Below are 10,582 nucleotides of genomic sequence, written 5' to 3' on the forward strand. Positions count from 1 at the left end.
GTCCAGCCTATTCGCTGCGGTGAGCGCCGCCTGAGCTGGCCAGCGGCCGGCGGCGGTTCACATGGCCCATCTTGCGGCCGGGCTTGGCGTCGCGCTTGCCATAGAGATGCAGGCGCGCGTCGGGCTCCCCGGCCAGGCGCGGCCAGGCCGCGACCTCGTCGCCCAGCAGATTGAGCATCTCCACCCGGCTGGTGGCGTGGGTGGGGCCGAGCGGCCAGCCGGCGACGGCGCGGATGTGCTGCTCGAACTGGTCGACCTCGCAACCATCCTGGGTCCAGTGGCCGGTGTTGTGGACGCGCGGCGCGATCTCATTGACCAGCAACCGACCGTCGGCGAGCTCGAACAGCTCGATGCCGATCACCCCCACATAGTCCAGCGAGGTCAGAATCTGGGCGGCGATGCGCTCGGCCTGGTCAGAGGTCTCTGCGGGCGTCTCGGCCGGCGCGACCGTTCGACGCAGGACGCCGGCCTCGTGATGGTTCTCGCTGAGCGGATAGACCGCGATCTCGCCACTGGCCCCGCGGGCGGCGATCACCGACAGCTCGCGGACAAAGGCGGCCGGCGCCTCGAGGATCACCGGCTTGGACCCCAGGGCCGCGAAGGCGGCCGCAGCGGTCGAGACGTGCTCGACCCATTTCTGGCCCTTGCCGTCATAGCCGTCGCGGCGGGTCTTCATCAGGGCCGGGGCGCCGATGATCTGCACCGCCTGGGCGGCCTCCTCAGCGGTGTCGGCCTTGGCGAAGGCCACCGTGGGCGCGCCGGCCGAATTGAGGAAGGTCTTCTCCTCCACCCGGTCCTGGGCGACGGCCAGCGCCCGGGCGTTGGGGGCCACGCGGGCGCCCAGCGCCATCAGCCGCTCCACCGCCAACGCCGGGACATTTTCGAATTCGAAGGTGATGACATCGGCGATCTCGGCCAGCGCCGTCAGGGCCCGGGCGTCGTCATAGTCCCCGACAATGGCGTGGGCCGCGACCCGCGCGGCGGGGGACCCGGGCTCGGGCTCGAGGATGGCCACATCGAAGCCAAGCCTTGCGGCCGCAAGGGCCAGCATGCGTCCAAGCTGCCCTCCGCCGAGGATTCCTATGGTCGATCCGGGAGGCAGCGGCGTCATGGGCGGGTTCACGCGTCCTCGACGGTCTCGGCCACGGCGGCGGCCAGGTTCCGGCGGAAGGCGGCCAGTCGTTCAGCCAGGGGCTCGTCGGACAGGGCCAGGATCTGGGCGGCCAGCAGGCCGGCGTTCTTGGCCCCCGCCTCGCCGATGGCCAGCGTTCCCACCGCGATGCCGCCCGGCATCTGGACGATGGAATAGAGGCTGTCGAGCCCCTTCAGGGTCTTGGATTCGATCGGCACGCCCAGCACCGGAAGCTCGGTGAGGGAGGCGGTCATGCCGGGCAGGTGGGCCGCGCCGCCGGCCCCGGCGATGATCACCTTGAAGCCCTTGGCCTTGGCCGTCTTGGCGAACTCGTACATCCGATCAGGGGTCCGGTGGGCGGACACCACCTTGGCCTCATAGGCCACGCCCAGGGCGTCCAGCATCTCGGCCGCCAGCTTCATGGTCGGCCAGTCGGACCGGCTGCCCATGATAATCGCGACGGGCGCGGGCGATGCGCTCATGAACGGGCCCCTTTCCGGAAAGGCGCGGAGTATAGGCGCCGGCTTTGCGCCCGCAACCAAGGACGTTTAGGATTCTTAACGCCGGGGGCTCCCCCGGTGATTCTGGTTGGACAAGGGTCCCATGAAGATCTCCGGCGCGCGCAGCGAGACCTTTTCGGCGATCCGCAAACGCGCGCTCGCCAAGGCTGGCGCCTATGCGACCGCCGCCGCCCCGGCCCCCGCCGACAAGACCGCCTTCCTGGGCCTCACCGAGACCGACCTGACGCCTGCGGTTCAGAACGCGGTCAAGACCCTGCTGACCGAGATCGACGACCTGCGCGGCGAGGTCGGCCGCCTGAAGGCCAAGCTGGCCGAGGCCGAGGAACTGGCCGACCGCGATCCCCTGACCCCGGTGCTCAATCGCCGCGCCTTCGTGCGCGAGCTGGGCCGCATCCGCACCTTCTCCCAGCGCTATGGCTCCCCCGCCAGCCTGGTCTATTTCGACCTCGACGGCTTCAAGAGCGTCAATGACCGCTATGGCCACGCGGCCGGGGACGCCGCCCTGCAGGCGGTGGCCCAGAGGCTGGCCGGCAATGTACGGGATTCCGACATCGTCGGGCGGATGGGCGGCGACGAGTTCGCGGTGATCCTGGTCCAGGCCGACAAGGCGACGGCCGAGGCCAAGGCCCAGTCGCTCGCCCAGGCCATCGAGGGCGCGCCGATCCAGTTCGGCGACTGGTCGGCGCCGCTGCACGTCTCCTATGGCGTGCGCGAGATCTCGCTGGACATGGACTCCGAGGCCCTGGTCGCCGAGGCGGACGCGGCGATGTTCGTCCGCAAGCGCGACGTCCGCAACACCGGCTGAGCCGGCCGCCTCAGGCCAGGATATCCGGGGTCAGCAGTTCCTTGAGCTGGGCGATCTCGTCCTTCAGCAGCAGCTTCTTCCGCTTGAGCCGGCCGATCACCATCATGTCCGGCAGGGCCGCCATGGACAGGGAATGGACGGCGACATCGAGATCGGCGTGTTCCTGCAGGGCGATGACCAGCCGCGCGCGGACCGCGTCATCCGGATCTTCTTCTTCGTGATCGTTCATACGCACGTCCCGCCACGCGATACGGCGATGATGCGCATCGCCGGTGAACCCGTAAAGACAGCCCTATCGCGGCTTAGGTTATGCAATCTTCTACATCGCCCCTGGCGCATCGAATTGAGACTGGGGGAATTCAGGCTGGGGGAATTCAGGTGAGCGGCCCGGCCAGGCGGGCCAGGGCGTCGTCGGACGCCCCGCCGCCCCAGGCGGCTGTGGCCGCCTTCAAGGCCTCCAGGGCCGGAACCCCGTTCTTGTGGTGACCCGACAGCTGTTCCAGCGTCTCCATCAACACCCGCTCGGCCCGCAGCTCGGCGGCCTTGATGTCCTCGCGCAGGGCCTCCCGGGCCCGGTCATCGACCAGGGGGAAGGGCGGCTTCAGGGTGCGGCGGACCTTGCGGATCGGCGCGAGGACCGCAGCCTCCCAGGCCTTGGCCATTCGCGCAGCCTCGGCCAGGATCTCAGGCTTCGGCCCTTCGGCCCAGACCGCCCACAACAGGAAGGGCGTGTTCTGGCCGTGCTCATCCTGCAGGTCCAGGCAGGCCTCCGGCACGCCGGCCTGGCCATAGGCCTGCAAGGTCCAATCCCAAAGCGACACGTCAGGCGTCTCCCTTCAAGGGGCCGACATCCTGGCCCCAGCGTTTCACGGCGCTCCAGTGGAGGCCGAACAGATCCAGCGCCCGGCCGACGGACTGGTCGACCATGTCCTCCAGGCTCTGGGGCTTGGCGTAGAAGGCCGGCAGCGGCGGGGCGATCACCGCCCCCATCTCGGCCAGCCGCACCATGGTGCGCAGATGGCCCAGGTGCAGCGGCGTCTCGCGCACCATCAGCACCAGGGTTCGACGTTCCTTGAGGGTGACATCGGCGGCGCGGGTCAGCAGCGACGAGGTCACCCCGGTGGCGATCTCGCTCATGGTCCGGACCGAGCAGGGCGCGACGATCATGCCGAGCGTCGGGAAGGAGCCCGAGGCGATGGCCGCGCCTACGTCCCCGGCCCGGTGCGACACTTCGGCGCGGGCCTGAACCTCGGCGAGGGACAACGTGGTTTCCTGGGCGACCGTCAGGGCGGCGGCCTTGGACAACACCAGGTGGGTCTCGACCCCCAGCTCGCGGCAGGCGTCCAGGACGCGAAGCCCATAGATCACGCCGCTCGCGCCGGACACGCCCACAACCAGACGGGGCGGTTCAGGGGCCAGGCGCTCGGAATTCACCATTTACACAACTCCCGCGCCTGCAATTCGGGCGCCCATTCCAGACACCGGCCTGCAAACATATGTGATCTGACAGCCCAGACCAGCGGGTGTTCACTGACGTCGTTGTTCAATGGAAGGAGACGTACTGTCATGGCCGTTGAAGCCCGTATCCGCCAACTCGGATCCCGTCACGAAAACCTCGACAAGGCGATTCGCGACGAACTGAGTAGGCCCGCCTTCGATGACGTCAGGCTTCGCGACCTCAAACGACAGAAGCTCAAGCTCAAGGAAGAGATGGAAGCCTTGAGGAGCCGTCCCCACTAGAGCCCGTCCCCCGCGCCGCCCCTCCCCGCTCAGGGGTCGGGGGCGGCCCAGGTGGTCGTGCTAGTCTTCGTCGCCGTCCTCGTCGTCATAGTCGGGCTCATCAGCTTCGACCGGCTCCGGCGCGACAGGCGCCGGCGCGACCGCACCGGTCGCCGAGGCCGGCTCCAGGGTCGGGCCGTCCGGTTCGACCACGCCCCGCCGGGCGTCGTCCTTGGCCTTCTTCTCGGCGGCCTTCTTCACCACCGCATCCAGCTCCATCTGCGTCGCCAGGCCCAGGGTCACCGGGTCGACGGGCTTGATGTTGGCCGCGTTCCAGTGGGCGCGGTTACGCACCTGGTCGATGGTGGCCTTGGTGGTGCCCAGCAGGCGAGCGATCTGGCTGTCGGCCACTTCCGGGTGGTTGCGGATGAACCAGGCGATGGCGTCCGGGCGGTCCTGGCGGCGCGAGACCGGGGTGTAGCGCGGGGCCTTCTTGACCGGCTTCAGGAGCTCGGCGTGACGGCTCTTCTGGGCCTTCATCCGGTACTTGGCGTTGGTCTGGGCGGCGTCCAGCTCTTCGCGGGACAGCTGGCCATTGGCGATGGGATCGGCGCCGCGGATGTCGCGCGCCACTTCGCCGTCGGCGATGCCCTTCACTTCCAGGGGGTGGAGGCCGCAGAAGTCGGCGATCTGATCGAAGGTGAGGGACGTATTGTCGACCAGCCAGACAGCGGTCGCCTTCGGCATCAGAATGTCGGTCATGACGGTCTTCCTAAAATGACGGCGCCCGGCCTTTCGGCCGGGCGGTGCATAGAGCGACGGTGTGTATAGGCCGGATCGGCGATCAAGAAAACGGTCAATATGAACCGCTTAGCGCGGCGTTTCAGCTAGGTGCGACCCGATAGCTCTTGAGGTGTGTGACGCGCAAACCCTTGAGCCCGTGGCGGTCGAAGAGGCTGAGCCAATTGGCCACCTCCTCCATCGACAGCCGATAGCGATCGACGGCCTCGTCGAGCGAGATCAGGCCGCCGCGGATCGCCACCACCACCTCGGCCTTGCGGCGAGGGCCCCACCGGTCGAGGTCCGGGCGAGGCAGATCCTGGGCGGTGAGACAGTGGCCGAGCGGCCCGATGACGCCGGGTCGGCGGCTGGGAAACACTCTGTCAAATGCGGACACGATCACGCAGCTCCATGAGAATGATGTCGCGATGGGCAAAGATCACGCCGGCGAAGGCGGTGACGGCGGCGAGCGCCACCAGCACGCCTGCAGCGATGCACACCAGCAGTTCGATCAGCGGCCCGCCGTCCCGTTGCGGGGGTGGCGGAGGAACGGGGGCCGCGACCGGACTCGCCGCCGACGTCGGGAGAGACACGGGCCGGGGCGAGGCCGGCGGATCCTCGGGGACGTGGCCAGGCTTCGGCCCCCTCAGCTCCGCGTCGAGCAGGACCCAGACTTCGCGAAGCCGGGCCGCGATGTGATAGGCGGTGGTTTCGCCGTCGAAGGCGGCCAGACGGATCGAGGCGACTTCGTCCTCGATCTGCGGCCGCAGGGTCCGCACCGCGCCGTGACCGTACAGGGCGGTCAGCTCCATGACCTGGGCGCAGGCCTGGATCACCCGTCGCGGCGGGGCCTCCTCGTCGGTGTCGCTGTCGACGATCACCGCCCGCCCCCGCACCGTCTCATGCAGCAGGGCGAGGCCAGCGAGCGCGCGGTTGGAGGGCAGCCAGTCGCCGCCGCCGGCTCCGCGCCGCCAGGACGCCGTGAACTCCAGCACCCGCTCGGCGAAGACATCGACCACGCAGTACTCGATGACCTTCTGATTATAGCCGCGGTACTGCAGCCGGGCGCAGAAGAAGAGCGGATTGCGGGGAAGGGATGGGCTCACGCGGTCGAGGGGGAAGGGAATGACCTTATCCGCCGCTGGCCACATCAGGCCGTGCCTTCCCGGCGGAGACCGCCGCCGGGACGCGGCAGCAGCACCTCCTGAAGCCGGGCCCGATCCAGCCGGATGGTGTAGGAGGCCCCAGGCCCCGACAGGATCACCTCGTTCTGTTCGAGCAGCCGCAACTTCCGCCGCACCGTCTCGCGCGGGATGCCGGTCATGTTGCTGATGCTGAAGGCCGAGAGGCTGGCTTCGACCTCTGAGAGCGAGATCACGCTGGCCTGGCTGGCGCCGTTCACCGCCTCGATCGCGGCGGCCAGAACGAAGGCCATGTAGATGAAGACCGCGTCGGAATCGTAGCCGCACTTTCGGCGCAGGCTGAGCGAAAGTTCGAAGAGCCGACTGGCGAGTTGATGGAACTCGTAAACCCGCGACCCCTCCTGCCGCCCGTAGGCGCCATGCGATCTTTCAACAAGGTCGAACAGTACATTGACGCCCATGCCAACTCACCTATCACGCGAATAATTCCCGCAGAGCGAGAAGCCCGTTATGGGTAACATTGGCAATGGTCTGGGCGCCCAACTTGGACAGATTTCCGCTCATGCTGAGCGGTTCTCCACTTTCCATGGGCCGTTTTTGAATAGGCGCCCCGAGTCGCCCAGGATCTCCACAGGCTGAAGTAATCAGCGGCGAGTCAGTGGCCGCCTAACCTCAGGAGCCTGCTCAAGGAGCATTCGGACCAAGCTTGACCATATGCCCGGAGGGAGCCGGGACATTCGAAACCAGAGAGTGGAAACTTCTGAGCGAGGCTGTTTTGAGGCGCCTTGCCTCTTCTGGAAGCCTCGGCGGCCCAAGATCCGCAGGCCGTATCCGCTCGAGCCCGGCAGGACGGTCGCGAACTGGGCCGGGATGATGACGTCGCCCTCGTCCTCCCGGTCCTCGGCGTCGACCAGGATGCAGGGTCGGCCGTTGCAGGCGGCCTAGATGATGTCTTTGATCGGCGAGCTCGCGGACTCCCAGACCGCTTGCGCGACTTCGGGGGCGGCGGCGTGGGGAGACGTCATCGAACCTGTTTACGCCGTCATTGCGGCAGGGCCGCGGCCGCCAGACGCATCCGGGCGAACTCAAGGACCTGCTCGCCCACCGTGGCCAGCTGCCAGGCGTCCTTGGGATCGACGGGCTGACCGTCGGGGCCGAACGAACTCGCGCTGGCGTTGAAGGCTGCGCCATAGGGGGTCGGCCAGCCCCTCAGGGCATGGATGACCGACCGCAGGGTGGTCAGGGCCGTGCCCGCCGCCTGCCAGCCGTCGGCGGTGATGATGCAGCCCACGGCGCGGTCGGTGAAATAGGGCCGGGCGTCCTTGTTCAGGGCCTCCAGCGTATCCAGGGCGTTCTTGACGATGCCGGAGATCGAGCCGTGATAGCCGGGGCTGGCGACGATGATGCCGTCGGCGGTGCGCACGGCCTCGGCCAGCGCCTTCTGTTCGGCGCTGGTCTCGGCGACGGAAGGGTTGAAGATCGGCAGGCGGGCCAGGAAATCGCCGCCCAGCAGCTGGGTCTCCGCGCCGCCCGCTTCCGCCGCCTTCAGCGCGACCGCCAGGGCCCTTTCGGTCGAGGATCCGGGCCGGATGGTGCCACCGATCCCGACGATCCTGGGCCTGCGCGCGGTCGAACTCATTCCTACCCCTCGAACACCTTCTTCAGCTCGGTCTTGAGAATCTTGCCGTTGGCGTTGCGCGGCAGGGTCTCGGGCCAGAAGGCGACCTTGACCGGAACCTTGAACGCCGCCAGCCGGGCGCGCACCCAGGCCTGGAGCTCGGCCTCCGTGGCCATGCCCCCCGGCTTCAGATGCACCACGGCCGCCGGTTCCTCACCGAGCGTCTTGTGGGGAACGCCAACCAGGGCGGCGTCCATGACGTCGGGATGGTCGTACAGCACATTCTCGACTTCGACACAGTAGATGTTTTCGCCGCCCCGGATCAGCATGTCCTTGGCCCGGTCGATGATGAAGCAGAAGCCTTCCTCGTCCAGGCGCGCCAGGTCGCCGGTCCGGAGCCAGCCGTCCTGGAAGGTCTCGGCCGTGGCCTCGGGCTTGTTCCAATAGAGTTTGACCACGTTCGGGCCCTTGACCCACAGCTCGCCGACCTCGCCGATCGCAAGCTCCGCCGTCGCCTCCAGGTTCATGATCCGCATCTCGCCGGTCGGCGCGGCGGGACCGCAGGAATCGGGGCGGACCTCATAGTCCTTGCCCAGATGCGAGGTGAAGGTGGCCGAGGTCTCGGTCATGCCCCAGCCATTGCCGGGCAGGGAGCCCGGGAAGGTCTCGACGATCTTGCGGACCAGTTCGGGCGCCGAGGGCGCGCCGCCGTAGGTGACGCTGTTCAGCGACGACAGGTCGTACTTCTCCCGGGCCGGATGCTCGATCAGCTGCCAGGCGATGGTCGGCACCCCGCCGGTCGCCCCGATCTTCTCGCGCTCGATCAGCTTCATGCCCTCCTCCGGCTCCCAGCGGCGCATGAAGACCAGCTTGCCGCCGGAATTGACCGCCGGGGACAGGGTGGCGTGGCAGCCGGTGGCGTGGAACAGCGGCACGACCAGCAGGGTCGCGCGTTGGGGCAGCTTGTGCGGATCGCTTTCCGGCAGGGCCTCGCCCCGGCGCAGGAAGTTGCGCTGGGCGGCGATGCCGCTGGCCATGATGTTGGAGACGATGTTGCGATGGGTGCCCAGCGCGCCCTTGGGCTTTCCGGTGGTGCCGGAGGTGTAGAAGATGGTGGCGTCGTCCTCGGGGTCCAGCGCCACGTCCGGCAGGGGCAGGTCGGCCAGGCCGGCCCAGCTGTTGACCGGCCCGATCACCCCCTCCAGCGGGCGGACGAGGGGATCAGTCGACGCCGTCTCCATCCGCGCTGCATAGACCCGCTTCAGGTCGGGGCAATTCTCCAGATGACCGGCCAGCCGCACCAGCCGCTCGCCGTCGACCAGGGCGACCTTGGTTCCGGAATCGGCCAGGCCATATTCCAGCTCCGCCCCCGTCCACCAGGCGTTCAGCGGGGTGACGATGGCGCCGACCAGGGCCGCGGCGAAGAAGGCCACCGGGAATTCCGGCAGGTTGCGCATGATCACCGCCACCCGGTCGCCCTTGCCCACCCCGTCGGCCTGCAGCTGGCGGGCCAGGGTCAGGGTGGCGCGGGAAAAGGCCTCGAAGGTCGCCCGGTCGTCCTCCAGCACCATGAACTCCCGGTCCCCGAAGGTCCGGCCGTTGAGGAACACGTCGCGCAGGGTGGGCGGGGCGTTCTTCCAGGTGCGGGTCTGGACGCCGCGAATATCGCGCAGCTCGATCTCGAAGCGCTCGCCGGGGGCGGTCAATTGGGCGTGGGCCTCGGCGATCGACATGACGGGCCAGGCGGGAGCGGATTCGGTCATGGGCGTCCTTGGAAATGGCTTTGGATCGAAATGTGGAAAGGCGAATTTGGTCCTGCGCTAAAGCGCGCTTTCGAGATCGGTCTTAGAGAAATCGTCGCCCACGTACAGCAGCGGACACGCCATATGGGAGGCCAGCTCGTAGGCGAAACAATCCCCATAGTTCAGGCGCGCGGCGTGACGTCCCCTGCCCCACTTGCGATAGGCTTCGGCGGCTCGCGAAGCCGCAGCCGTGGTCACGTCGATGACCCGCAGCCTGGCTGCTTCCACCAAACGGGTCATCTCCGCCTCCAATCCGCGATGGCTGGACACGATCAGCGCTTCGGCCAGGGTCGCCGCCGAGATGACAAGTTCGCTCTCCTCCGCCAGCACCGCCTCGCACCTTTGCGCAGCGGGCTCGCCAAGCAGGACCGCCATCAGCGCGGAGCAGTCGACACAGATCAATTGGGCAGCCCATCCTCATCATAGAGGAAGTCCGCAGCATGGGCGGCGTCCGGCCCCGGCAAGACCTTGGCCCGGGCGGCCGCGCTGATCTCCTGGATCAACCTCAACCGTTCGACCGGGTCATGTTTCGGCGTCGAGGCGCCGCTTTCGGGCGGCGTTGCTTCGTCTCGAAACTCAGCCTGCGGCGCCCTAACGCCGCCGGCGGACAGATCACCCAGCTCGTCGTGACGCCGCTTCAGCATGGCCCGCAGCCTTGCTTCGACGGCTTCGGGGACCGGGCTGTCCCCCGCCAACCACCGGCGCATGGTGCGATCCGCCACACCCAGCTCGGCGGCGAGCGCCGTCTGCCAGCGCGCTCCACAGAGGGCCCGGCCCTTGGCGGCGAGATCATCGGGTGTCATGGCGACACGCTCCGCAGTGAATGTCCTAGATTTAGGACATTCACTGCGGTCGTCAACGCGCTGGATCAGGCGTCTGCCTTGGCCTTGCGGCCCTGAGCGTACTGTTCCCGGATCTCGGCCAGCTCCGGCGCGAACTTGGCCTCCGCCTCCTCGCGCAGCCGGGGCTCGTGATAGTTGGGGAACAGGTCGTTGTCGGGCCGGTAGTCCTTCAGCACCTGCTTGGCGACCGTGACCTTGTGGACCTCGGTCGGGCCGTCGGC

General features: G+C 68.1%; 15 protein-coding genes and 1 pseudogene. 2 read left to right on the forward strand and 14 right to left on the reverse strand.

The genetic code is table 11. The features are described from left to right. Positions 1 to 7 precede the first annotated feature (7 nt). The gene (locus tag Q7P21_RS04305) at positions 8 to 1,111 is read right to left on the reverse strand and encodes a 5-(carboxyamino)imidazole ribonucleotide synthase (protein ID WP_304175905.1); all 1,104 of its coding nucleotides are present in this window, start codon (positions 1,109 to 1,111) and stop codon (positions 8 to 10) included. A gap of 8 nt (positions 1,112 to 1,119) precedes the next feature. Continuing rightward, positions 1,120 to 1,614: a 5-(carboxyamino)imidazole ribonucleotide mutase gene (gene purE, locus Q7P21_RS04310; RefSeq protein ID WP_304166415.1), complete on the reverse strand. Its 495-nt coding sequence runs from the start codon at positions 1,612 to 1,614 to the stop codon at positions 1,120 to 1,122. Positions 1,615 to 1,735: 121 nt separating this feature from the next. On the opposite strand from purE, the gene Q7P21_RS04315 reads away from it, so the two are divergent. Next, entirely contained in the window at positions 1,736 to 2,458 is a 723-nt protein-coding gene (locus tag Q7P21_RS04315; protein WP_304175907.1) for a GGDEF domain-containing protein, read from the forward strand. A 10-nt stretch (positions 2,459 to 2,468) separates the two neighbouring features. On the opposite strand, the gene Q7P21_RS04320 is transcribed toward Q7P21_RS04315, so the two are convergent. From Q7P21_RS04320 to Q7P21_RS04330, 3 genes are all read right to left on the reverse strand, one after another. Continuing rightward, positions 2,469 to 2,687 carry a DUF465 domain-containing protein gene (locus Q7P21_RS04320; RefSeq protein WP_304172373.1) on the reverse strand — a complete coding sequence of 73 codons (219 nt, stop codon included), beginning with the start codon at positions 2,685 to 2,687 and terminating at the stop codon, positions 2,469 to 2,471. 145 nt (positions 2,688 to 2,832) lie between these two features. After that, the gene (locus tag Q7P21_RS04325; protein WP_304175909.1) at positions 2,833 to 3,279 is read right to left on the reverse strand and encodes a TIGR02444 family protein; all 447 of its coding nucleotides are present in this window, start codon (positions 3,277 to 3,279) and stop codon (positions 2,833 to 2,835) included. A gap of 1 nt (position 3,280) precedes the next feature. Further along, on the reverse strand, positions 3,281 to 3,895 hold the full coding sequence (locus Q7P21_RS04330; RefSeq protein WP_304175911.1) for a UbiX family flavin prenyltransferase: 615 nt from the start codon (positions 3,893 to 3,895) through the stop codon (positions 3,281 to 3,283). A gap of 129 nt (positions 3,896 to 4,024) precedes the next feature. On the opposite strand from Q7P21_RS04330, the gene Q7P21_RS04335 reads away from it, so the two are divergent. Further along, entirely contained in the window at positions 4,025 to 4,198 is a 174-nt protein-coding gene (locus tag Q7P21_RS04335) for a YdcH family protein (RefSeq protein WP_304172378.1), read from the forward strand. A 60-nt stretch (positions 4,199 to 4,258) separates the two neighbouring features. On the opposite strand, the gene Q7P21_RS04340 is transcribed toward Q7P21_RS04335, so the two are convergent. The 9 genes and pseudogenes from Q7P21_RS04340 to Q7P21_RS04385 form a co-directional block, all read right to left on the reverse strand. Then, the gene (locus Q7P21_RS04340; RefSeq protein WP_304172380.1) at positions 4,259 to 4,939 is read right to left on the reverse strand and encodes a DUF1013 domain-containing protein; all 681 of its coding nucleotides are present in this window, start codon (positions 4,937 to 4,939) and stop codon (positions 4,259 to 4,261) included. A 121-nt stretch (positions 4,940 to 5,060) separates the two neighbouring features. Beyond that, positions 5,061 to 5,354 (reverse strand): DUF1153 domain-containing protein, encoded by a 294-nt coding sequence (locus Q7P21_RS04345; RefSeq protein WP_304172228.1) that lies wholly within the window; start codon positions 5,352 to 5,354, stop codon positions 5,061 to 5,063. Next, complete coding sequence (locus tag Q7P21_RS04350; RefSeq protein ID WP_304172227.1) at positions 5,341 to 6,063, reverse strand: hypothetical protein; 723 nt, start codon at positions 6,061 to 6,063, stop codon at positions 5,341 to 5,343. The genes Q7P21_RS04345 and Q7P21_RS04350 overlap by 14 nt, the downstream gene beginning before the upstream one ends. A 44-nt stretch (positions 6,064 to 6,107) precedes the next feature. After that, positions 6,108 to 6,560 carry a hypothetical protein gene (locus Q7P21_RS04355; RefSeq protein WP_304172225.1) on the reverse strand — a complete coding sequence of 151 codons (453 nt, stop codon included), beginning with the start codon at positions 6,558 to 6,560 and terminating at the stop codon, positions 6,108 to 6,110. Between the two features lie 581 nt (positions 6,561 to 7,141). Continuing rightward, positions 7,142 to 7,738, reverse strand: a complete 597-nt coding sequence (locus Q7P21_RS04365) for an NADPH-dependent FMN reductase (RefSeq protein ID WP_304172223.1) — start codon at positions 7,736 to 7,738, stop codon at positions 7,142 to 7,144. Between the two features lie 2 nt (positions 7,739 to 7,740). Then, positions 7,741 to 9,480, reverse strand: coding sequence for a class I adenylate-forming enzyme family protein (locus Q7P21_RS04370; protein ID WP_304175913.1), 1,740 nt, complete (start codon positions 9,478 to 9,480; stop codon positions 7,741 to 7,743). 57 nt (positions 9,481 to 9,537) lie between these two features. Further along, positions 9,538 to 9,921, reverse strand: a complete 384-nt coding sequence (locus Q7P21_RS04375; RefSeq protein ID WP_304175915.1) for a type II toxin-antitoxin system VapC family toxin — start codon at positions 9,919 to 9,921, stop codon at positions 9,538 to 9,540. Continuing rightward, complete coding sequence (locus tag Q7P21_RS04380; RefSeq protein ID WP_304175917.1) at positions 9,918 to 10,322, reverse strand: hypothetical protein; 405 nt, start codon at positions 10,320 to 10,322, stop codon at positions 9,918 to 9,920. The genes Q7P21_RS04375 and Q7P21_RS04380 overlap by 4 nt, the downstream gene beginning before the upstream one ends. A gap of 65 nt (positions 10,323 to 10,387) precedes the next feature. After that, positions 10,388 to 10,582 (reverse strand): annotated as a pseudogene (locus tag Q7P21_RS04385) (acyl-CoA dehydrogenase); the annotation flags it as partial.

The organism is Phenylobacterium aquaticum (genome assembly GCF_947378715.1).
In the GTDB taxonomy this organism is placed as follows: Bacteria; Pseudomonadota; Alphaproteobacteria; order Caulobacterales; family Caulobacteraceae; genus Phenylobacterium; species Phenylobacterium aquaticum_A.

What these genes read in the sequence shown, in the direction of transcription:
- Q7P21_RS04305 (WP_304175905.1), bottom strand. Translation starts at nt 1,111, where the DNA reads ATGACGCCGCTGCCTCCCGGATCGACCATAGGAATCCTCGGCGGAGGG.
- purE (WP_304166415.1), bottom strand. Translation starts at nt 1,614, where the DNA reads ATGAGCGCATCGCCCGCGCCCGTCGCGATTATCATGGGCAGCCGGTCC.
- Q7P21_RS04315 (WP_304175907.1), top strand. Translation starts at nt 1,736, where the DNA reads ATGAAGATCTCCGGCGCGCGCAGCGAGACCTTTTCGGCGATCCGCAAA.
- Q7P21_RS04320 (WP_304172373.1), bottom strand. Translation starts at nt 2,687, where the DNA reads ATGAACGATCACGAAGAAGAAGATCCGGATGACGCGGTCCGCGCGCGG.
- Q7P21_RS04330 (WP_304175911.1), bottom strand. Translation starts at nt 3,895, where the DNA reads ATGGTGAATTCCGAGCGCCTGGCCCCTGAACCGCCCCGTCTGGTTGTG.
- Q7P21_RS04335 (WP_304172378.1), top strand. Translation starts at nt 4,025, where the DNA reads ATGGCCGTTGAAGCCCGTATCCGCCAACTCGGATCCCGTCACGAAAAC.
- Q7P21_RS04340 (WP_304172380.1), bottom strand. Translation starts at nt 4,939, where the DNA reads ATGACCGACATTCTGATGCCGAAGGCGACCGCTGTCTGGCTGGTCGAC.
- Q7P21_RS04355 (WP_304172225.1), bottom strand. Translation starts at nt 6,560, where the DNA reads ATGGGCGTCAATGTACTGTTCGACCTTGTTGAAAGATCGCATGGCGCC.
- Q7P21_RS04365 (WP_304172223.1), bottom strand. Translation starts at nt 7,738, where the DNA reads ATGAGTTCGACCGCGCGCAGGCCCAGGATCGTCGGGATCGGTGGCACC.
- Q7P21_RS04370 (WP_304175913.1), bottom strand. Translation starts at nt 9,480, where the DNA reads ATGACCGAATCCGCTCCCGCCTGGCCCGTCATGTCGATCGCCGAGGCC.
- Q7P21_RS04380 (WP_304175917.1), bottom strand. Translation starts at nt 10,322, where the DNA reads ATGACACCCGATGATCTCGCCGCCAAGGGCCGGGCCCTCTGTGGAGCG.